General features: G+C 68.3%; 11 protein-coding genes. 8 read left to right on the top strand and 3 right to left on the bottom strand.

The genetic code is table 11. The features are described 5' to 3' along the window. Window positions 1-119: 119 nt before the first annotated feature. On the top strand, window positions 120-4343 hold the full coding sequence (locus tag EMB92_RS08790) for a DNA-directed RNA polymerase subunit beta' (protein ID WP_150394555.1): 4224 nt from the start codon (window positions 120-122) through the stop codon (window positions 4341-4343). A gap of 101 nt (window positions 4344-4444) precedes the next feature. Here EMB92_RS08790 and EMB92_RS08785 read toward each other — a convergent pair whose 3' ends face one another. Further along, entirely contained in the window at window positions 4445-5281 is an 837-nt protein-coding gene (locus EMB92_RS08785) for an FHA domain-containing protein (RefSeq protein ID WP_150394554.1), read from the bottom strand. Between the two features lie 12 nt (window positions 5282-5293). Beyond that, window positions 5294-5938, bottom strand: coding sequence for a variant leucine-rich repeat-containing protein (locus tag EMB92_RS08780; RefSeq protein WP_150394553.1), 645 nt, complete (start codon window positions 5936-5938; stop codon window positions 5294-5296). 215 nt (window positions 5939-6153) lie between these two features. Between EMB92_RS08780 and EMB92_RS08775 the strand changes: the two genes are divergently transcribed. The 4 genes from EMB92_RS08775 (at window position 6154) to EMB92_RS08760 (ending at window position 16709) form a co-directional block, all read left to right on the top strand. Next, entirely contained in the window at window positions 6154-10608 is a 4455-nt protein-coding gene (locus tag EMB92_RS08775; RefSeq protein WP_223847648.1) for a PD-(D/E)XK nuclease family protein, read from the top strand. After that, window positions 10605-14546 (top strand): ATP-dependent helicase, encoded by a 3942-nt coding sequence (locus tag EMB92_RS08770; RefSeq protein ID WP_223847647.1) that lies wholly within the window; start codon window positions 10605-10607, stop codon window positions 14544-14546. Before EMB92_RS08775 ends, EMB92_RS08770 begins: the two co-directional genes overlap by 4 nt. A gap of 175 nt (window positions 14547-14721) precedes the next feature. After that, window positions 14722-15399 (top strand): GNAT family N-acetyltransferase, encoded by a 678-nt coding sequence (locus tag EMB92_RS08765; RefSeq protein ID WP_190973624.1) that lies wholly within the window; start codon window positions 14722-14724, stop codon window positions 15397-15399. 107 nt (window positions 15400-15506) lie between these two features. Further along, window positions 15507-16709 carry an MFS transporter gene (locus EMB92_RS08760; RefSeq protein WP_223847656.1) on the top strand — a complete coding sequence of 401 codons (1203 nt, stop codon included), beginning with the start codon at window positions 15507-15509 and terminating at the stop codon, window positions 16707-16709. Window positions 16710-16712: 3 nt separating this feature from the next. On the opposite strand, the gene EMB92_RS08755 is transcribed toward EMB92_RS08760, so the two are convergent. After that, the gene (locus EMB92_RS08755; protein ID WP_150394550.1) at window positions 16713-17780 is read right to left on the bottom strand and encodes a Gfo/Idh/MocA family protein; all 1068 of its coding nucleotides are present in this window, start codon (window positions 17778-17780) and stop codon (window positions 16713-16715) included. A gap of 182 nt (window positions 17781-17962) precedes the next feature. Between EMB92_RS08755 and EMB92_RS08750 the strand changes: the two genes are divergently transcribed. From EMB92_RS08750 to EMB92_RS08740, 3 genes are read left to right on the top strand one after another with little or no spacing between them, the layout of a single operon-like run. Next, window positions 17963-19138 (top strand): pyridoxal phosphate-dependent aminotransferase, encoded by a 1176-nt coding sequence (locus EMB92_RS08750; RefSeq protein ID WP_190973633.1) that lies wholly within the window; start codon window positions 17963-17965, stop codon window positions 19136-19138. 57 nt (window positions 19139-19195) lie between these two features. Continuing rightward, the gene (locus tag EMB92_RS08745; RefSeq protein ID WP_150394548.1) at window positions 19196-20164 is read left to right on the top strand and encodes a Ppx/GppA phosphatase family protein; all 969 of its coding nucleotides are present in this window, start codon (window positions 19196-19198) and stop codon (window positions 20162-20164) included. A gap of 11 nt (window positions 20165-20175) precedes the next feature. Continuing rightward, complete coding sequence (locus EMB92_RS08740) at window positions 20176-21042, top strand: aldo/keto reductase (protein ID WP_150394547.1); 867 nt, start codon at window positions 20176-20178, stop codon at window positions 21040-21042. The last annotated feature ends 26 nt before the right edge of the window (window positions 21043-21068 follow it).

The following is a 21068-nucleotide window of genomic DNA, read 5'->3' as shown; positions in this document are numbered from 1 at the left end:
AAGGTCTTATGACGGCGGCGCGCGGCCGGACGGGGACGACCCCCGGCCGGCGCCGCCCATGAGCCAAAGAGTCAATCGAGACAACGACAAGCTAGCGTAAGTAAGGACGAAAGAAACAAGTGCTGGACGTCAACGCATTCGACAAGCTGAGGATCGGCCTGGCCACCGCGGACGACATTCGCGGCTGGAGCCACGGCGAGGTCAAGAAGCCCGAAACCATCAACTACCGCACCCTGAAGCCGGAGAAGGACGGTCTGTTCGGTGAGCAGATCTTCGGTCCGACCCGCGACTGGGAGTGCGCCTGCGGCAAGTACAAGCGCGTGCGCTTCAAGGGCATCGTGTGCGAGCGATGCGGCGTGGAGGTCACCCGCTCCCGCGTGCGCCGCGAGCGCATGGGCCACATCGAGCTGGCCGCCCCCGTCACCCACATCTGGTTCTTCAAGGGCGTGCCGTCCCGTCTGGGCTACATGCTGAACGTCACCCCGAAGGAGCTGGAGAAGGTCATCTACTTCGCCTCCTACATGGTCACCGCCGTCAATGACGAGCAGCGTCACCAGGATCTGCCCGACCTGCAGGCCGAGTTCGACCACGACATCAACGCCCTGGAGCATCGCCGCAACAACGAGATCGAGGATCGTGCCAAGAAGGTCGAGGCCGATCTGCACGAGCTCGAGGAGGCCGGTGAGGCCAAGGGCGCCGCCAAGGCCAAGCTGCGCAACTCCGCCGAGCGTGATATGGCGGCCATCCGCCAGCGCTACGACGATCAGATCGCGCGCATGGGTGCCGTCTTCGACAAGTTCAAGAAGCTCAAGCCGGGCGACATCATCGACGACGTGGATCTGTGGAGCGAGATGCGCGATCGCTATGACGACTACTTCGAGGGCTGCATGGGCGCCGAGGCGGTCAAGAAGCGCCTCCAGTCGCTCGACCTCGAGGCCATCGCCGCCGAGCTGCGCGAGGAGATCAAGGACGCGTCCGAGCAGCGCAAGACCAAGGCTCTGAAGCGCCTGAAGGTCGTCAACGCCTTCCTGTCCACCGGCAACAAGCCGGAGGCCATGGTCCTCGACGTGATCCCGGTCATCCCGCCGGATCTGCGCCCGATGGTCCAGCTGGACGGCGGCCGCTTCGCGACCTCCGACCTCAACGACCTGTACCGTCGCGTCATCAACCGCAACAACCGTCTGAAGCGACTCATCGAGCTGGGCGCCCCGGAGATCATGCTCAACAACGAGAAGCGCATGCTCCAGGAGGCCGTCGACTCCCTGTTCGACAACGGCCGCCGCGGCCGTCCGGTCACCGGCGCCTCGAACCGCCCGCTCAAGTCCCTGTCCGACATGCTCAAGGGCAAGCAGGGCCGCTTCCGTCAGAACCTGCTCGGTAAGCGAGTCGACTACTCCGGCCGTTCCGTGATCGTCGTCGGCCCGTCCCTGAGGATGCACCAGTGCGGTCTGCCGAAGCCGATGGCGCTCGAGCTGTTCAAGCCGTTCGTCATCAAGCGCCTCGTGGACATGAACTACGCGCAGAACATGAAGAGCGCCAAGCGTCTGGTCGACCGCGGCGACTCCGAGGTGTGGGGCGTGCTCGAGGAGGTCATCTCCGAGCACCCGGTGCTGCTCAACCGTGCGCCTACGCTGCACCGTCTGGGCATCCAGGCGTTCGAGCCGATCCTCGTCGAGGGCAAGGCCATCCACCTGCCGCCGCTCGCCTGCGCCGCGTTCAACGCCGACTTCGACGGCGACCAGATGGCAGTCCACCTGCCGCTGTCCGCCGAGGCCCAGGCCGAGGCCCGCTCGCTGATGATGGCCTCCGACAACATCTTGAAGCCGGCCGACGGCCACACCGTGACCATGCCGAGCCAGGATATGATCCTCGGTCTGTACTACCTGTCCACCGTGGTGGAGGGCGCCAAGGGCCAGGGCCGCGTGTTCTCCTCGCTCGCCGAGGCCGAGATGGCCCTCGACCTGCACGAGATCGACATGCAGGCCAAGGTGCTCATCCGCGTGCCGAGCAACTTCGTGCTGCCCGCGGACTGGGAGCCGGGCGAGCTCAAGGTCGCCGATCCGGCCGCGCAGAACGGCGAGGAGGTCGTCAGGGAGGAGCGCTTCCACGACGGCACCGCGCTGTTCGCCACCTCCTACGGCCGCGTGCTGTTCAACGAGACCCTGCCGATCGACTACCCGTTCGTCAACGAGCAGGTCGGCAAGAAGCGTCTGGCCAAGATCGTCGACGACATCGCGACCCGCTACTCCACCGCGCAGGTGGCCGCCTCGCTGGACGCCCTGAAGGATCTCGGCTTCACCCGAGCCCCGTGGTCCGGCGTGTCCTTCGCGTTCTCCGACGTCATCGAGCCGGCCGAGCGCACCAAGCTCGTCGCCAGCTACGAGGACGAGGCCGCCACGGTCAACGAGAACTACGAGATGGGTCTTCTGACCGAGGAGGAGCGCCGCCAGGAGCTCATCGACCTGTGGACCAAGTGCACCGCCGAGGTCTCCAAGGCCGTCGAGCACGACTTCGATCCGTCGAACAACCTCGCCATCATCGTCCAGTCCGGTGCACGAGGAAACATGATGCAGATCAACCAGATCGCAGGCATGCGTGGCCTCGTGGCGAACCCGAAGGGCGAGATCATCCCCCGTCCTGTCAAGTCCAACTACCGCGACGGCCTGTCCGTGCTGGAGTACTTCATCTCCCAGCACGGCGCGCGTAAGGGTCTGGCCGATACCGCACTGCGTACCGCCGAGTCGGGTTACCTGACCCGTCGTCTGGTCGACGTGGCGCAGGACGTCATCGTTCGCGAGGAGGACTGCGGCACCAAGCAGGGCATCCAGATCCGCGTGGCCGACCGTGACGCCGACGGCAATCTCGTGCTCGTCAAGAACGCCGACGGTGGCCCGTACTCCCGTCTGCTTGCGGCCGACGTCGTCGACCCGGCCGACGGCACGACCGTGCTGTACAAGCGCGACGATGCCCTGTCGATGGACGTCCTCAACGATCTGGTCGCCCACGGCGTCGAGTTCGTCAAGTGCCGTTCCGTGCTCTCCTGCGAGTCGAGCCGCGGCGTGTGCGCCAAGTGCTACGGCTGGTCGATGGCCACCAACAAGCTGGTCGACGTCGGCGAGGCCGTCGGTATCGTCGCCGCCCAGTCCATCGGCGAGCCGGGTACGCAGCTGACCCTGCGTTCCTTCCACTCCGGTGGCGTCGCCTCCGCGTCCGATATCACCCAGGGTCTTCCCCGTGTCACCGAGCTTTTCGAAGCCCGTACGCCTAAGGGTGAGTCCCCGATCGCCGAGTTCGCCGGTACCATCAAGGTCACCGAGAACGACCGCGGCCGTCAGGTCATCCTCAACCCGGACTCCGACTCCGGCGCCCCGACCGAGGACGGCGTGATCAAGCCGATCACGTACAACGTCTCCCGCCGCGTGCCGCTGCTGGTCAAGGACGGCGAGCACGTCGAGACCGGCCGCCAGCTGGTCGAGGGTTCCGTGGATCCGAAGAAGATCCTGCGCATCCTCAACAAGCGCGCCGCGCAGATGAACATCGTCGAGGAGGTGCACAACGTGTACCGCTCCCAGGGCGTCGACATCCACGACAAGCACATCGAGGTCATCGTGCACCAGATGAGCCGTCGCGTCACCGTGATCGACTCCGGCGACACCGACCTGCTGCCGGGCGAGCTGGTGGACCAGCGCCGCTTCCGCGACGTGAACAAGGCCGCCGTCAAGGCCGGCAAGAAGCCGGCCTCCGGCCGTCCGGAGCTCATGGGCATCACGAAGGCCTCGCTGGCCACCGATTCGTGGCTGTCCGCCGCCTCCTTCCAGGAGACGACCCGCGTGCTCACCGATGCCGCCCTGAACCAGAAGGTCGACGACCTCAAGGGTCTCAAGGAGAACGTCATCATCGGTAAGCTCATCCCCGCCGGCACCGGTCTGGCCCGCTACCGCAACGCGGTCGTCGAGCCGGACAAGGCCATCCGCGACACCATCTACCCGAACTTCGGTCTGGGCGGCGACGCGGACAACGAGGGCATGGACTTCAACGACGGCGACATGGGCGATGTGGACTTCTCCAACATCGACTTCGGCGATCTCAAGCTCGGCGAGGACTTCAACCCCGACGACTTCCTCGACGACCAGGGCGGCACCGCCGACTTCGGCGGCGACGAGGGCGACGATGCGCATCACATCGATCACAGTGACCTGCTCGCCGGCCTGGACACCGACGACGCCGGCGATGCCGGTGCCGCGGGTGCCGATTCCGCGGATACCGATTCGGACACGACCGCCGATGACGCCGATGATTCGGCTGCATCCGATGACGCCGACGCCGATGATCAGAACGCCTGAGCGCAGCTGATCCGCGACTGATCCGCGCCTAATCACAAGGGCCGCGGTTTCTTCCCCATCAGGGGAGGAACCGCGGCCCTTGCCGTTGTTCGTATTGCCATCTACTGCAGATTGAACAGCTGATCTCCGAATCGGATGACCGCAGGCGCCTCGATGGAGACCGGCGAGCCGGGCGTGACCTTGACGTCATGCCCGTCGACGACCAGATACGTGCCGTTGAGCGAGTCGCAGTCGTCAAGCCACAGCCGCCCCTCGGCGTCCATCGTGATCGTCGCGTGATTGCGCGAGATCGTGCGCGTCGGATCGTCGAGCTGGACGACCTTGGCACCGTCCGGCACCGGATTGGACGGTCTGCGCCCCAGAAGCATGCTGGCGTCCACGAGGATCTCCTGATGCGTGGTCCCGTTGATCATGCGATACGTGCGGACCGCGGGGGTACCGGGGGTACCGGAGGAGGCGGAATCGCCAAAGTCGTCGGGCATGACCTGACCGGCATCCGAAGGGCCCGAAGGCATCGCATTCGCGTCCGCACCCGCATCCGAGGAGTCGGACGGCTCCTGATGGCGCGGCAGCGTGCTGCGCGCATCACCCGTGGGAGCGCCGGCGGTCGCGGAGGACCCGGGGAACCCGGAAAGGACGGACTGCTGGCCGTTGCGGCCGACCGCCGACCGTACCGTCATCGGCACGGTCGACTGCGGGATCGCGGCGCTGGTAGCGGGGTAGGCGTCCTCGATTGCCGCAAGATCGCTGATATCGGACATGCCGCCGATACCGTCGATGGGGGCGATGCCGAGCAGGCCGTCGCCGTCGAGGGCTTCGGCGTCGATCGGATGATCGGCGATGGACTCGATATCGTCGGCCAATGCGTGACCGTCATGCGCGTCATCCTCATACCAGCCGGGTTCGGGCGGGGGAGGGAACGGAATCGTTCGGGCCATCGGATGCTCCTTTCAGAAGCGACGTCCGCGTGCGGCGAGCGCCGCGTCGACCGCCGGGTCGTGCAGCTGGGCGAGCCAGTCGACGAGCGCGGGGTACAGGTTGGGGTTGCGCGCCAGATCGGCGTACAGCTCGGGGGCGTTGCGGGCGATCTCCGCCATCTGCATCTGATCGGTGGTGGTCGCGGCCTGCTCCGCGGTGAATCCGTAGGGGTTGCGCGCCGGCTGCACGTAGGCGTCAGCGCCGTACGATGCGGCTCGATCGTATGATGCGGGCTGCACGCTCTGGTTGGGCTGCGCGCTCTGTCCGGAGAGGGCGGACCGGTCGCCCCCCGTTGCCGAACGGATCTGCCGGCCGCCGGCCTGATCAACGCCGACTCCCGCGCCGCCGTCCGGCTCGTTCGCCGCCGGCGTCGTCTGCTGATTCGGCTGATCCGCTCCGGCGGGGGAGCCCGACACCTCGTATCCCAATTGCGCGACGGTCTGGCGCGCGCGGTCGTCGCCGAATTCGGCGAGCCAGCGGATCAGACCCGGGTAGGCACGCGGGTTGACCGCCACGTTCGCGCCGAACTCCGGATTCTCGTAAGCGATTTTCGCGAGGAAGACGGGATCCGCGTCCGGATCCTGCACGGCCGCGACTGCGGCGTCATAATCGACCATCCTTGAACTCAACTCCTTGTGTGGTGTGTGCGGTGCGAAGTCGCATCGGCGCGCTGCCGGATTCCTCACCTTTGGTATCCAAGTGTAGTCAGGCGCACGTCATGCCCGGTTTTCATGAAGACGCATACTGGACGCGACACGCCGCAACACGGTCGTCCGATAGGTTCCAGGTAGATATCGACCGCCCGCCCGAAAGAGGAATAGGCTTGAGGATTATGAACGAGATGATGGGAAACGTGACGGCGTCCGAGGCGTTGGACATGCTGCTTGGCGATGCCACGGCGACCGGCGATGCCATCGCCGGGGACCCCGCCGGAGACGATCGGCCGCGTGCGCTGCTGGCCGCCGCACCGCCGCGGGGCGGCAAGACGGAGTTCGCGTTCGCCGCGCTGCTGGACGCATTGGACCGGCTCGGCGACGAGCGCGCGCTGATGGCCGTCTCCAATCGCATGGTCGCCGATCGGCTGCGCGACGAGGCGATCCGTCACGTCGGCGGCTCCGCGCAGACCCGTCCGGTGACCACGTTGTCGGCGATCGCCTTCCGTGTGATCGCCGACCGGCGTTTCACGCAGGGGCTCGCCGCCCCGAGGCTGCTCAACGGCGCCGAACAGGATGCGCTGCTGCGCGGCGTGCTGGCCGTGCATCTGGCCCACGCCATGGCCGGCGATCCGTGCGACGTGTGCATGCTGCTGCGCGCGTACTTCGCCTCCGATGACTGGGCGCGCGCCGTCGCCTCGCACGCGGAGACGCCCGTGGACTCGTCTGCGGGCTCGTCTGCGGGCTCGCATGGCGATGCCGCATCCACGCCCGAGATGTTCGAACGCGGCATCTCGTCGGCGTTCGTCGACCAGCTGCGCGACATGCTGGCGCGTATGAGCGAGCTCGGCGCCTCGATCGCGCGCGAGGGCGAGCTGCTGTCCGCCGCCCGCGCGGCCGGTGCGCACGGCGAACGACTGGAGCTGCAATGGCGATTGGCCTTCGCGCTGCGCAGCGAGTACGCGGCGGCCATTGAACGGGCGTATCCGGGCGAGTACCGGCTTGACTCGTCGCGTCTGCTCGTCGAGGGTGCGAGCGTCCTGCGGCAATCGGGCGCGGGCGCGGCTACCGGCGGCCCGTCCAGCCTGCCTGGTGTGCTGATCGTCGACGATTTCCAGGACACCACGCTCGCGGGACTGCGATTCCTCGAGGCGCTGGCCGACGCCGGCGTGAGGCTGCTGCTCGTCGGCAACCCGGACGAGGCCGTGCAGACCTTCCGCGGCTCCTACCCCGAATACCTGTTCGCCGAGGCCTGCGAGGGACCGCTCAACGCGGCGCGCATCGGCATCGCACAGGCCGATCATGCGGCCGATCGGGTCACGTATCGCGACATCGTCGTCTCGCGGGTCTCCCTGTCGATCCCCTCGCCTGAGGACGATCCCACGCCGCTGCCGGATCGTCCGGGCAAGACCCCGAAACGCGAGGGCGCGTGGCCGATCGCGATGCTCGACGCCGCGTCGCCACGCCGCAATGACGGATCGTTCGCCTCGGCACTGTACCGTTCGCCGCGCGAGGAGCTCGACGACGTGGTCTGGCGGATCAAACGCGCCCGACTCGACGGCGACGCCCAATGGAACGACATGGCCGTCATCGCGCACGACAACGCCACCGTACGCGTCTTCGGCGAACGCCTGCGCCGCGACGGCGTGCCCGTACGCTACTCGTCCGTCACCCGGCCCCTGAGCGAGGAGCCGTTCGTGCAGGGGCTCTTCGCGCTGATCGAACTCGCGCGTCTGCGCCGCGAGGGCATGGACGGCACGTCGATGACCCTGCGGCAGATCGCCGCGTTCGCCCGATCCCGCGTCGCGACGCTGATGGACGGACCGCTGATCACCATCGGCGCGAAACGGTCGGTGGAGGGACGCCCCGCGCGCATCGAGATCGTCGAATCGGCCATGAGCGCGTTGGAATCGCTCGCCGGAGTCATCGGGGCTGAGCCTGAGCGGCCCGATGATGCGGGGGAGATCGGTGACGATGCCGCCGCCGATGACCCCGGCACTGCGAGTGCCGACTCCGCGAGTGCCGACACTGCGGGAACGCTGTCCGAACTGGTGCAGGCGTGGGGTGAGCTGTGCCATCGGCGCTCGTCCCGGAACGCCGCAGCATCCGCCGGCACAGCATCCGCCGGCACCATATCGGTCGACGAATCGCTCGTCGACGCGACGGCTTGGCCGGATGCAGACGCGCCGTCGTTCGGCGTGAACGCGCTCTACGCGATGCTCGCCCTCGACGACCCGCACGCGCCGGCCGACATGGTTGTCGCCGCCGTCGGACAGGTGCTCGGCACCGACCCGCAGCTCAAGGCGTTCCAACGCCTGTGGACGCTCGTCGGCAAGGTCGCCGAAGGCCTCGGCACATTGGCCAGCAGGGAGCCGCAGTTCGCGCTCGCCCTCGCCTGGGAGGCGACCGGCGTGGCCCGCGTCTGGCAGCGGACCGCATTCGCCAACACGCCCGACGGCCGCGCCGCCAACGACCGGCTCGACGCGGCGATGCGCCTGTTCCAGTACGCCGAGGGCGGGGCGTCCGGCCACGACATCGTCTCGTTCATCGAACGGGTGCGATCCATGCAGATCGAAGCGGACTCCCTCGCCCACGTGGGGCCTATCGAACAGGCCGTGACCCTCACCACGCCCGCCGGCGCGGCCGGACGCCACTGGGCGTACGTGTGGTGTCCGGCGATCCAGCAGGACGTGTGGCCGAACCTCGCCGAACGCAACACGATGTTCGGCGGCGAGGATCTGGGCGACGTCATCCTGCACGGCGGCATCACCTGGGACGATACGGCCCGCGCGGCCGCGGGCGTCGCGGGCGATCCCCGACTGGCGGCCGTGCTCTCCTCCGAGAAGAAGAGCCTGCTGGTCGCGCTCACCCGCGCCGACCGTCTCGTGACGGTCAGCGCCGTCGCGAACGACGACACGCTGCCTTCCGACTTCCTGTACACCTACCTGCCGGAACGCTACTGCCGCGACCGGAACCTCTTCACCCCCGTCGGGCGGGAGACGGTCGGCGCCGCCATCGCCGGCCGATCCCGTCAGGGCACGTTCACCCGCGACGGAAACGGCGTGGCGGTGATCGTCGATCCCGGAGCCGACGGCGGGGTTGATCCCGCGACCGGTGACGGAGCCGACGGTGGGAACGACGCCTACGGCGAGTACGCGGGATTGGACGCCGACCCCCGCGGCGTCGTCGCGGCGGCCCGCGTCGCGCTCGCCGTCAATCCGGCCGATTCGCCCGAAGCCCGCGATGCGGCCGCCGCGCTGGCGCTGCTCGCCGATCATGGCGTCGCCTCCGCCGACCCCGATCACTGGGCGTACCTGCCGCACGCGTTCGACGACGAGTCCCCCCAGCCCGAGCGCGCCCCGATGGTCTCCCTGTCGCCCTCGTCGGTGGACCGGCTGTGGGAGTGCCCGGTGTGCTGGATGCTGGAGAACACGTTCGCCGGACCTCGCCCCTCCGCCATCGCCACCAGCTTCGGCACGCTCATCCACGCCGTCGCCCAACGCGGCAGCGAGGAGGGAGTCGACCTGCCCGGCTTCATGGCCGACGCGTCGCACGAACAGCGGCTTGCGGCGGTCACGGAACGGCTGAAAGCCATCTACGACGAGCTCAGGCCCGACACCTCCCTGATCGAGGATCCCGCCAGCCGGTACGCGGCCATCCGCAAGGACGAAGGGGCCGGCGAGACGCTGGCGAACATCGCCTCCTACTTCGTGGACGGCAACGAGGCCGGATACCTCGGCGCCAACGCGAAGTACTTCGACATCGGGCGGCTCGAACGGGTGTCCTGCGAGGAGGAGTTCGCCGCGCGATTCGATCTGGGCGACATCCTCGCCGCCTACAACGCCACGCCCGGCGTCGAACCGGTGGATCGCCATGGTCTTTCCGAGCTCATGGGCCTTCTGGTGGGCGGCTGGCCCGAGGGCATGCGCGACGACCTCATCGTGCGGCTCACCGGACGCATCGACCGCAAGGAGATCCGCACGCTGCCGGATGGCGGCACTCGCGTCAGGCTCATCGACTACAAGACCGGCCAGCTGCCGGCCGTGAGCCAGATCGTCAACGACCTGCAGCTCGTGTGCTACCAGCTCGGTCTGACCTTCCCCGAACGGCCCGCCGCATCTGGTCAGGACCGATCCGGACAGAGCCAGTCGAAGGGAGGCTCCTTCGGCCCGCGCGGCGCCGAGGCCCTCGCGATCGCACCCGAAATCGGCCAGAGCGCGCTGTTCCACGTCGAACACAAGTCCGCCCCCGCACACAGCCGAGCCCCCGAGGGCCTGCACCAGCCGGCGCTGTTCACGAGCGGCTCGCTCAACGCCCGGGCCTACACGCCGCGATCGTACTTCCCGAACCCTGCGAAGATCCTCGACATGCCCGCCCTCGACCCGTCCGTCAGACCCGAGGGGCTGACAAACGTCGACGACGCGCAGTGGGCCGCCTTCGCGTCGCTCAACGGCACGCAGGCGCTGTGGTCGCTGACCATGATCGCCCGTGTCTTCTACACGGCCGCGGCCAGCCGTTGCGAACATCTCATGGCCCACCCCACGGCCAATCACCTGAAGCACTGCCGTATGGGCGCCGTCTGCCCGGCGTGCGCCGGCCGGATCGACACCGTGATCGAAACGAGGCAAGCATGACATCCATGATTCCCGCAGGCACCGCGACCACCGCATCGCAGGGCGCCAGCCCCGAGCAGGCGGCCGTCATCGACGCGCCCGCGAACGACGACGTGCTCGTCGTCGCCGGCGCCGGATCGGGCAAGACCTACACGATGACCCGCCGCATCATCGCCCTGATCGAACGCGGTGTGCCGCCGGAGCGCATCCTCGGCCTGACGTTCACGCGCAAGGCCGCCGGCGAGCTGCTCACCCGCGTCTCCGCCGCCGTGGCCGACATGCGCGACGAGGCGATGTTCCTCAAGCCGTCGGTGTTCACCTACGACGCGTTCTTCCAGTCCATCGTGCGCCAGTACGGCCTGCTCGTCGGCTTCGACCAGAACACGCAGCCGCTGAGCGACGCCGGAGCGATCCAGATCGCCGTCGACGTCATCGACCGCCACATGGACCTGCTGCGCGGACACGATCTCGGCGCGTTCAACACGCTCGCCGGGCGGTTGCTCGCCCTGTCCGGAGCGATCGGCAGCGCGATGATCGGCGGCGAGGTCACCGACATGACCGAGGCCATCGCCCGGGTGCGCGCGTGGGACGACGCGTTCGCGCGGCGGGTGCGCGAGGCGATCGGCGACGACCCCGTACCCGAACAGGAGCCGAAACCCAAGAGGCCGAAGCGCACCAAGCGCGACACCGACGCCACCTGGACGGCCAAGCTCGACGACTACCAACGCGCCCAGCACGAGGTGTGCGTCTACCACTGCGCGAACCTCGTCGGCGTCGCCGAAACGCGCAACATCCTGCTCGACCTCGTCGAGGCGTACGTCGAGGAGAAGCGCCGACGCAACATGGCGGAGTTCGGCGACTTCACCATCGCCGCATACCAGCTGGTCACCCGCTTCCCGTCCATCGGCGAACGCTACCGTAGACGGTTCAGCCACGTGCTGCTCGACGAATACCAGGACACCTCCACCACGCAGGCGTCCCTCATCGCCACCCTGTTCCACGGCCGAGGCACCGCCGTCAACGCGGTCGGCGACCCGTTCCAGTCGATCTACGCGTGGCGTGGCGCCAGCCCCGGCGCGTTCCGCATGTTCCAGCGGGACTTCGCCATGCCATCCGGGTCGAAGCCGTATGCGCTGAGCGTCACCCGACGCAATCCGCGCATCGTGCTCGACGCCGCCAACGCGCTCACCCTGCCGCTGCGTGAGAAGCCGCGCCGGCCCGGCAGCTCGCTGATGCGTGAGGTCGACGTCACCCCGCTCGGCACGCTCGCGGGAGCCGCCGAAGGCACGATCGGCGTGCTCGGATACGACACGCTCGGCCAGGAGATCGACGGCGTCGTGCGATTCTGCCGCATGAGCGTGCGCCCGATCGCGGAGGCGGTGTCGGCGGGGGACTCCGCCACGCCGGATCCGTGGAACCCCGGCGACCCGCACAGCAGGAGCGTGGCCGTGCTGTTCCGATCCAAGAAGACCATGCCCCTCTACCAGCAGGCGCTTGAGGCCGCCGGGCTGACCACGTTGGTCGTCGGCTATTCGGCCATGCTCGAACGCCCCGAGATCCGCGATATCCTCGCGCTGCTGCACGTGGTCGCCGACCATACCGATGCGGCGTCGCTGATGCGTCTGCTCGCCACCCCGCGATTCGGATTGGATGCGGCGAGGCTGACCGCATTGGCGTCGATCGCCGAGAACCTCAACATGGAGACGCGCTACCGTGCGCTCGTCGCCGCCGGACTCGCCTCCGCCGAGGCGCCGCGCGGCCAGTGGGCGGCGATCGTGCACGATCACCGCAACGAGGTCGCCAACGCCGTGTTCCTGCCGGACGTGATGCTGCGCGGCGATCTGGACGCACTCATCGACGACGACCGGTTCGACGTCGAGTCCCGACGCGTCATCCTCAACGCGGCCGGTGTGCTCCGGCAGGTGCATGATCTGATCGGCCGTCCGCTTGCGGACGTGGTGCGCGAGGCGGTGCGCGCGCTCGATCTGGACATCGACGCCGTGGTTGCGCAGGCGTTCCGTCCCGACGGCGACGCGACCGGCGATGCGACCGGCAAGGCGACCGGCGGCGTGCGCATCGATCCCACGCTCGCCAACGTGCCGATGGACGCGGTCATCGATCTGGTGGACACCTACACCACCGAGATCGCGGCCGGATCGACGCCCACGCTGCGCGGGTTCATGGCCTGGGTCGACGCGCTGAGCAGCGTCGATGACTACACGTCGATGCTGAACGCCGACCGGAGGGCCGACGTGGAGCTCATGACCATCCACCAGTCCAAGGGACTCGAATGGGATGCGGTCGCCGTCGTCGGTCTGGAGAGCGGCGTCTTCCCCAGCGACGAGGGCGACGGCCTCAAGATCGAGACGGACGAGGAGCACGCGGGAGGCATCGAGGACGGGCGGTGGCATGCGCCCGAATACCGTGAGACCGCCCGCACATGGCTCGACGATCCGACCGCCGTGCCCGTGCCGATCCGCGCCGACGCTGGCATTCTGCCCCGGTTCCCGCACGACGCGCCGGTCGACGCGGATCCGATCGCGACGATGGACGACTCGGGATTCGACGACGTCGAGACCATCGACGACGAGGTGTACGGCACGCTGCGCGGCATCGGCGACGGCATCGACGACGTCGACCCCGACTCCTGGCATCTGACGCAGGCGGAGGAGTACGGCCGCCGGCTGCACGCCGACGAACGCCGGCTCATGTACGTCGCGCTGACCCGCACGAAGGGGGAGATGCTGCTCACCTACGCGAAGTCCAAGGATCTCGGCCGCGGCGTGGAGGGCGAGACCAAGGGGGCTAGGGCATCGAACTTCTGGACCGAGGTGCATGACGCGTTCCACGCGCGCCCCGATGCGGTCTCGCAACCCGCCAACCTGCCCGACGGCGTCGAACCGACGACCAGCGCGCCGCAGGGATTCTTCATCGGCGAGCGCGCCGCGGCGTACGAGGACGCGGTCGTCGGCGAGGCGCTGCTCGAACCGGTCGAGGAGGTCGACGGCGGCGAGACGCTGCCGTGGCCGGCCTCGCTGAGCGAGACGATCGAATCACGGCTCGTCGCCGCCGCGGACGCGGTGCGCGCGGTCCGATCGGGTCAGGCGGGAGCGTCCGGACCGCTGCTCACCCGTGCGCGCATGCTGGTCGCCGACGAGGACCTCATGTCCTCGCAGGCCGAGGGCGACCGGCTCGACGAGGAGATCAGGGTACGGGCGCAGCGCATCCTCGAGGGGTCCCGGCAGTCGGTCACCGGTCTGCAGGCGCGCGCCGGACGCATGAGCGAGCGCGAGGAGCGCCGCTACTGGCGCGGCGTCGTCCGCCCGATCCCGACCGTCGCCTCGCCGGCGGCATCGGCCGGCACCCGGTTCCACGCGTGGGCGGAGCGTTTCGTCGACGCCGCGATCCCCGGCGTGTTCGACGACGCTGCGGCAGGCATCGGAGGCGAGACGCGCGTCGCGATGCTCGCCGATCTGGAGGCGCGCGAACGTGACCGCGACCGTGTGAATGCGGATGCGGTGGAACGCGAGCTGATCGCATGGGAGCGTCGCCTCGCCTCCTCGCCGTGGGCGGCGCGCACCCCGGTGTGGGCCGAGCGTCCGATCGCAGGGCCCCTGCCGCAGTTCGACGGCATCATCGCCAACGGCAAGCTCGACGCGGTGTTCGCGGGCGGACTCGACCCGGACGATGCGGCCAAACGGTTCACCATCGTCGACTGGAAGACCGGACGGCGGCCGCACACGGCCAGACAGGTCGCCGAGAAGCTCGTCCAGCTGGACCTGTACCGGCTGCTGCTCGCCGCGGTCGCCGGCGTGCCGCTGGACAGTATCGACGCCGCTCTCTACTATGTCAGTGAGCCTGACGAATCGTACCGACTGGTGCGCGCCGAGGCGAAAACAGAACAGGATATCATTGCCGAGTTGAGCTCCGGAGTTCCCGAGCAATCCGACGACGACTAGACCCATCCGCCTTACGCCTCCCCGGGCAACGACACCCTGCGGGATGCGGGGCGGACAGCGGGTCCCACGGCTGGAACGCGCCGTGAACGCCGCGCCGGGGGAGACCGCGACCCTCGTGCGTGCACGTGTGGGCGGGCGCACGTGCCGAACGACCAACCAAAGGAGTGCAAGGCATATGGCTGCGACCGGCGCAACCGCCAACACAACCGCAACCGCAACCGTCACCTACCGGCCGATCCGCCGAAGCGACATCGACGCCATCGTCGAACAGTTCTACCGCACCTGGGGCGTCGACGAACCCGGGGATCCGGCCATCTCGCGCATGACCTCGAGTCATTTCACGCTCCACTACCTTGAACCGGCCACACGCGGCGACATCGCCGAAGGCCCCGACGGCACGTTCATGGGCGTCACGCTGACCCGCGTGGCCGGCCGTCCCACGCTGTTCGACGACACGGCGGACGAACTGGCGCGCATCGACGCCGAACTCGACGCCACGCCCGAAGGTGCCGCGGCGCTCGCACGCACCAACGCATGGCATGCGCTCGAAACCCGCATGGAGGACGACATCGCCATCAACAGCCGATGCCAGGGCGAACTCGAACTGTTCCTCGTCGCGCCCGCCGCACGAGGCCACGGCGTCGGCGGCACCCTGTGGCGCAGGATGCTCGACCATTTCGCGGCCGAAGGCGTCGAACGCTACTACCTGCACACCGACTCCACGTGCGACGTCGGCTTCTACGACCACAAGGGATTGCGGCGCGTCGCCGAACGGTACGCGAAGGATCACGCCGACGAACCCGCCGGCAACGGCGAGGACGTCTTCATCTACGAAGGCGGGATCGAGGCGTGAGCGCGAGTGCAACCACGGTGAACGCATCCCCCTACGCACGCCTGTTCCGCATCCCCGGCGCGAAGGCGTTCTGCGTCTCCGGGGCCGTGGCGCGACTGCCGATCTCCATGATGAGTCTCGGCATCGTGCTCGCCCTGAACCACCTGTACGACAACTGGACGGTCGCCGGCACGATGAGCGCCGTCTACGTGTTCGCCCTGTCCTGCGTGACCCCGTTCTACGCGCGCGCCTTCGACCGGTTCGGCCAGCGCCGCGTCGGCCGCATCGCCCTCGCCGTGCAGGTCGTCTCGATGCTCGCCTTCGCGTTCGCGGCCCTCGTGCGCGTGCCGATCCCGCTGTTGTTCGCGCTCGCGATCGTGATGGGACTGACCCAGTTCTCGTTCGGCGCGCTCGTGCGCACCCGTTGGGCGTACGCGCTGCGCGGCGTCGAGGACGGCGAGGCGCTGCTCAACACCGCGTACGCGATGGAGGCGGCGATCGACGAGGTCGTGTTCATTCTGGGTCCGATCCTCGCCGCGTGGCTCGCGACCTCGGTGCATCCGGTCAGCCAGCTGTTCGTGCCGACGCTCGCCTGCGGCATCGGCGGCGCCGTGTTCTTCTCGCTCAAGTCGACGCAGCCGCCGGCCATGGTCGAGACCGTCGACGTGTCCGGGGTCGGGGCGGGGGCTGCCGCGGATCGCCCCACCTCCGGCAAGGCCGATTCCCTGAGCCTCGACCCGCTGCGCCGTCAGGGCGCCAGACCGAGGAGCGTGCTGCTCTACGGCGGCGTGCTGCCCCTGCTGATCGTGTTCGTGGTGTTCAACATGAGCTTCACCGCGTTCGACGTGTCGATCGCCGCGTCGATCAAATCGATGGGACTGGAGGGCTTCCTCGGCCTGCAGCTGGCCATGTTCGCGCTCGGTTCGTGCATCGGCGCGATCGTCTTCGGCTCGCGCCAGCTCAAGGGCTCGCACTGGGGGCACATGGTCATGTTCCTGTGCCTGCTCGCCGTCGGCTATGTGGGATTCCGTCTCGCGATGGACAACCTGCTGCTGCTCGGCGCCGTCGAGATCCTCACTGGTCTGTTCGTCTCGCCGCTGTTCACCACCGGCAACCTCATCGTCAAGGATCTCGTGCCGGCCGAAAGCCTGACCGAGGGCCTGAGCTGGGTGACGACCGCCGGCACGGTCGGCACGTCGATCGGCTCGTCCGTGGCGGGCATCACGCTCGACGCGGCGGGCCCGCACGTCGGCATGCTCCTGCCCGCCACGTTCACCGCCTGCGCCGTGCCGCTCGCCCTGCTGGGCTGGGCCCTCGCCAAACGGCGGTGAGCATCACCCCTCGAACGGATACACCAGCCCCCATGCCCCGCGGATGCGATCCATCAGCTCCATGATGCGCATCGTATCCGCGTGGGGCATCTGGGCGCATTCGCCCAGGCCATCGAGGATCGCGTTCGCCGCGGCGGCGACCTCGTACTCGTAGCCGGTCAGCTGCGCCGGCACGTCGATGTGGCGCTTCACCTCGTGGTCGAGGCCGTACACGTCGATGCCGGTCGGATTGTTGATGTTGTCGACGATCGCATACCCCTTGTCGCCCTCGATCACGCCGGCGCGGTCCGAGGCGACCGCACGCGAGCTGGTCGCCACGGCCATCATCCCGTCGTCGTAGACGATCGTCGTCGCGTTCGACTGGTCCACGCCCGACTCGTACGGGACCATCACCGTGTTCAGCGAGGCGATCTCACGCCCGTGGTCGGCGCCGACGGCCATGTCGATGAAGTTCAGCGCGTACACGCCCACGTCGAGCAACGCGCCGCCGGCCAGCGCCGGATTCGTGATGCGATCGCGCCCGTGGTTCTCGTAGCTCAGGTCGGCGCGCACCATGCGGATGTCACCCAGTTCGCCCGAGGTGACGAGCTCGTTGATGATCGCGCGGCTCGGCTGATAGCGGGTCCAGATCGCCTCCGTGGCGAGCAGACCGGTCTGACGGGCCACGTCGAGCAGCTCACGGGCCTGCGCCGCGTTCGCGGTGAACGACTTCTCCACCAGCACGTTCCTGCCGGCCTTGAGGCACAGGATCGCCTGCTCGGCGTGGAAGACGTGCGGAGTCGCGATATACACCAGATCGACCATCGGATCGGCCGCCAGCTCCTCGTACGATCCGTACGCCCTGTCGAAGCCGTACCTGCCGCGGAACTCCTCGGCGCGGCTCCAGTCGCGGGCCGCCACCGCATACGGGTGGATCCACCCGGCGTAACGCTCGTCCGCGGCCATTTTCACCAGCGTCGTCGCCATCGTGTTCGCGATCGAACCGGCGCCCAGAATGGCGACGTTCACCTTCTCGCCGTTCGCCTCGACCTCGGCTCGTCTGCCGTTCAGCCTGCCGTTCGGACTGCCCATCGTTCCTCCTTGAATCGTGTCGAATCGTGCGTCCACCCGTGCGGGACGGGCCCGACGGGCAAGCCCAATCCTACCCGTCATCGCGTCTCGCGGGCGGGACCACCCCGCCGCCCCACGGCCATCCTGTCGGGCCGTGCCGATACAACGGGCGTATGACCAGTGGTGAAGCACAGCAGCCCGTGATGTCACGACGCGCCCGCGAGGCGCAGCCCTTCCGCGCCATGGTGTTCGGCGCGAAGGCCGACGAGATGATCGCCAACGGCGTGAACGTCATCAAACTCTCCCTCGGCGAACCCGACTTCGGCGCGCCCCCGGCGGTGCGCGACGCGATGCGCGAACAGTACGACGGCCGCGCACTGCCCTACACCGCCGCCATGGGCCTGCCCGAACTGCGTCAGGCGATCGCCGACTTCTACCGCGAACGCCACGACCTCGACATCGACCCCAGACGCATCGTCATCACCTCCGGAGGATCGGCCGCTCTCCTGCTCGCCACTGCCCTGACCGTCGACCCGGGCGACGAGGTCATCATCGCCGACCCGTCCTACCCGTGCAACCGCGAACTCGTCAACAGCTTCGAAGGCAGGGTCGTCGACGTGCCCACCTCGGCCGCCACCCGATTCCATTTGAACCGCGAACTGGTCGCCGCGCACTGGACCGAACGCACAAAGGCCGTGATGATCACCTCGCCGTCCAACCCGACCGGCACCACCATCGACTTCCGCGTGCTTTCCGAAGTCGCTGCCTTCGCGCGCGAACACGGCGCATGGCGCATCGTCGACGAGACCTACCTCGATCTGGCCGACCGCGAACCGGACGGCACCGAGGTCAAATCCGTCCTCGCCTGCGACGACGGCGCAATCGTGTGCAACAGCTTCTCCAAGTTCTTCGGCATGACCGGCTGGAGACTCGGCTGGGCCATCGTCCCCGACGACCCCGCCGTGCTCACCGCGGTCGACGACCTCGCCACCAACTACTATCTGTGCGCGCACACGCCCACCCAGCACGCCGCGCTCGCCTGCTTCACGCCCGACAGCCTCGCCGAATGCGAGCGTCGCCGTCAGGAGCTGCTCGCGCGCCGACGCATCGTCGTCGACGGCCTGAAACGCATCGGCCTGCCCGTCGAAGTGGAGCCGAACGGCGCGTTCTACGCCTACTTCAACATCTCCTCGACCGGGCTGGACGCATGGGCGTTCTGCGAGCGCGCGCTCGACGAGGCGCACGTCGCGCTGACCCCGGGCCGAGACTTCGGCGCCGCCACCGCGGACACGCACGTGCGTCTGAGCTACGCCGCATCGCGCGAGGCGCTCGCCGAGGGGCTTGACCGTCTCGGCCGATGGCTGCCCACCCTGCGGTAAGATTTGATACCTGATCAGAGAAAAGATCAGAGAAAAAGAAGAAGGAATCCAACCCACATGGTCAATCTGCGCGCGCATACCACGCGACTCGGCGTGCTCGACATCGGTTCGAACACCATCCACATGCTCATCGTCGACGCGGCGCCCGGCGCCCGCCCCGAGCCGGAGGCCAGCACGAAGCGCACCGTGCGTCTGATGAAGTACCTCAAGGAGGACGGCTCCATCAAGAAGGCCGGCATCGACGCGATCCTCGAGGCCGTCGACGAGAGCATGAAGCTCGCCGAGGAGTATGACATCACGCAGCTGCTCGCGATGGCCACCAGCGCCCTGCGCGAGGCGCCGAACGGCAACAAGGTGCTGCGCAAGATCGAGGAGCGCATCGGCCAGGGCGTCACGGTCCTGTCCGGTACCGACGAGGCGAGGCTCACGTTCCTCGCCGCCCGCCGCTGGTACGGCTGGGACGCCGGCCGTCTGCTCATGCTCGACATCGGCGGCGGCTCGCTCGAGGTCGCGATGGGCTCCGACGAGGAGCCGACCGTCGCGCTGTCCGTGCCGGCCGGCGCGGGCCGTGTGACCACCAAGTACCTGCCCGAGGGCACCGCCACGCCCGAGCAGCTCGAGGACGTGCGCCGGCACGTGCGCAAGATCCTCGAGCCGATGGTCGAGGCATTCCCCAAGTCGAAGCATCCGAACCATGCGGTCGGCACGTCGAAGACGTTCCGTTCGCTCGCCCGGCTCGCCGGAGCCGTGCTTCGCCAGCCGGGACGCGAGGACACGCTCATCATGACGCGCGAGCAGCTCGAGGATTGGATTCCGCGTCTCGCCGCGATCGCCCCGGAGCAGCGCGTGGCGCTGCCGGGCATCACCCCGGAGCGTACGATGCAGATCGTCGGCGGCGGCGTCGTGGCCGACGAGATCATGAAGGCGCTGAACATCCAGGAGATCGAGATCTGCCCGTGGGCCCTGCGCGAGGGTGCGATCCTGCGCTGGCTCGACCAGTTCGGCCGCACCCGCCTCGGCTTCTAGGATGCATGAGTATGAGCATGTCATTCAAGCGGACGGTCACCCTGCATGACGGCACGCTGATGCCGCGACTCGGCATGGGCACATGGCATCTGGCCGAGGGGCGGCGGTCCGAACAGCAGGAGATCGCCGCGCTTCGGGCCGGACTCGACGCTGGAATCACCCTGATCGACACGGCGGAGATGTACGCCGATGGGGGAGCGGAGCGTCTCGCCGGCCGTGCGATCGCCGGATACGACCGCTCCAGGCTGTTCCTCGTCTCCAAGGTCTACCCGCACAACGCGGGACGCGGCCGGCTGCGGCGCAGTCTGGAGGCGTCGCTCGCGCGCCTCGGCACCGACTATCTCGACATGTACCTGCTGCACTGGCGCGGTTCGATACCGCTGTCCGAGACCGTGGCGTGCATGCAGGAGGCTAGGGCGGACGGGCTGATCCGCAACTGGGGCGTCTCGAACTTCGACGTCGACGACATGCGCGAGCTGTTCGCCGTGCCGGGCGGCGATGCCTGCGCGGTCAATCAGGACCTCTACCATCTCGGCTCGCGCGGCGTCGAATTCTCGTTGCTTGACTGGATGGACGCGCATGGCGTGCCGCTTATGGCCTACTGTCCGCTGGCGCAGGCGGGTGCGTTGCGCGACGGGCTGCTCTCCTCGCCGGTCGTGCGCCGCATCGCCGACGCGCATGGCGTCGAACCGATGCAGATCCTGCTCGCGTTCGTGCTGCGCCGTGACGACGTCATCGCGATTCCCTGCTCGGGTGACGCACGTCACGTGCTCGCGAACCTGCGCGTGCGTGACATCGAACTGGCGGCAGACGAGCTCGCGGCGCTGGACGACGCCTTCCCCGCGCCGAGCGACAAGGAGCCCCTCGACATGCAGTGACGGCGTGGCGTCGGAACCGAGGTCGC

The sequence above is a fragment of the Bifidobacterium callitrichos genome (genome assembly GCF_008698085.1).
GTDB lineage: Bacteria > Actinomycetota > Actinomycetes > Actinomycetales > Bifidobacteriaceae > Bifidobacterium > Bifidobacterium callitrichos.
The sequence above is the reverse complement of the archived record's forward strand: the minus strand, read 5'-3'. Positions and strand labels throughout refer to the sequence as shown.

What these genes read in the sequence shown, in the direction of transcription:
- EMB92_RS08785 (WP_150394554.1), bottom strand. Translation starts at nt 5,281, where the DNA reads ATGGCCCGAACGATTCCGTTCCCTCCCCCGCCCGAACCCGGCTGGTAT.
- EMB92_RS08775 (WP_223847648.1), top strand. Translation starts at nt 6,154, where the DNA reads ATGAACGAGATGATGGGAAACGTGACGGCGTCCGAGGCGTTGGACATG.
- EMB92_RS08760 (WP_223847656.1), top strand. Translation starts at nt 15,507, where the DNA reads ATGATGAGTCTCGGCATCGTGCTCGCCCTGAACCACCTGTACGACAAC.
- EMB92_RS08740 (WP_150394547.1), top strand. Translation starts at nt 20,176, where the DNA reads ATGAGCATGTCATTCAAGCGGACGGTCACCCTGCATGACGGCACGCTG.
- EMB92_RS08755 (WP_150394550.1), bottom strand. Translation starts at nt 17,780, where the DNA reads ATGGGCAGTCCGAACGGCAGGCTGAACGGCAGACGAGCCGAGGTCGAG.
- EMB92_RS08745 (WP_150394548.1), top strand. Translation starts at nt 19,196, where the DNA reads ATGGTCAATCTGCGCGCGCATACCACGCGACTCGGCGTGCTCGACATC.
- EMB92_RS08780 (WP_150394553.1), bottom strand. Translation starts at nt 5,938, where the DNA reads ATGGTCGATTATGACGCCGCAGTCGCGGCCGTGCAGGATCCGGACGCG.
- EMB92_RS08765 (WP_190973624.1), top strand. Translation starts at nt 14,722, where the DNA reads ATGGCTGCGACCGGCGCAACCGCCAACACAACCGCAACCGCAACCGTC.
- EMB92_RS08770 (WP_223847647.1), top strand. Translation starts at nt 10,605, where the DNA reads ATGACATCCATGATTCCCGCAGGCACCGCGACCACCGCATCGCAGGGC.
- EMB92_RS08750 (WP_190973633.1), top strand. Translation starts at nt 17,963, where the DNA reads ATGTCACGACGCGCCCGCGAGGCGCAGCCCTTCCGCGCCATGGTGTTC.